This is a genomic window from Suttonella ornithocola (genome assembly GCF_001889065.1).
GTDB classification, from domain to species: Bacteria; Pseudomonadota; Gammaproteobacteria; order Cardiobacteriales; family Cardiobacteriaceae; genus Suttonella_A; species Suttonella_A ornithocola.
This window is the reverse complement of sequence record NZ_LWHB01000293.1, coordinates 1-692: the sequence shown is the minus strand read 5'-3', so window position 1 is coordinate 692 and position 692 is coordinate 1. Positions and strand designations below refer to the sequence as shown.

2 protein-coding genes are annotated in these 692 nt (G+C 38.6%); both read right to left on the bottom strand.

What is annotated here, in order from left to right; genetic code table 11:
- Positions 1–11: 11 nt before the first annotated feature.
- Positions 12–242: a hypothetical protein gene (locus A5N85_RS13835; protein ID WP_072577648.1), complete on the bottom strand. Its 231-nt coding sequence runs from the start codon at positions 240–242 to the stop codon at positions 12–14.
- Entirely contained in the window at positions 242–598 is a 357-nt protein-coding gene (locus A5N85_RS13830) for an IS630 transposase-related protein (protein WP_072577647.1), read from the bottom strand. The genes A5N85_RS13835 and A5N85_RS13830 overlap by 1 nt, the downstream gene beginning before the upstream one ends.
- Positions 599–692 lie beyond the last annotated feature (94 nt).

Sequence of the window (692 nt, the reverse complement as noted above, 5' to 3'; positions counted from 1 at the left end):
CAGTGCTTCTCTCACCAATGAGAGAAAATATCGCTGTTAATAGAACCATCATATAAGCGTAAGGCAAACAATTCTCCATTGATAATGGCTCCAATCGCATTGCTCTGGTTCTTTAAATGCCAGTTATCACTTCCATGACAAACTTGTCCTTTTGTGCTGTAGCCATAAGGTCTATGAGCAAAGGTTTTAAAACCACATTCATCAAGATAGACTATCGGTTTGTCTTGAGCGGTCTTATCCACTATTTGTTCTTGAAAGTGCTCTCTTTTCTCTGTGTCGGCTTTTGGATGTTGGTTAATCTTTTTTTATGCGTTATCTTTAGTCGCTTTAGAGCATAACAAATCGCTGATTGCGAGCAATTAAAACGTCTAGCGCTTTCCCATTGGTAATCATCGGGATACTGCTCAATATCCTTAAGCAAGGTTTCATCATCAATCTTTGAGGGCTTACGCTCAGTAAAACCTTTAGGATGGGGATTTTTAATCCAGCTATAGACGGTGAATTTGCTGATCTTGTAGCGCTTTGCAACAGCGCGCCAAGTTTCTCCATTAGCAATATCGTTAAGAATTTTCTGTCGGAATTGGCGGCAGTAGGTCATAGGATATGCTCAGTTTGTTTTTGATAATTCTACTACAAGTTGTTCTTTATATCTGCTTTGGATGGATTGGATTATAAGTGATTTGATCTATATT

What these genes read in the sequence shown, in the direction of transcription:
- A5N85_RS13830 (WP_072577647.1), bottom strand. Translation starts at nt 598, where the DNA reads ATGACCTACTGCCGCCAATTCCGACAGAAAATTCTTAACGATATTGCT.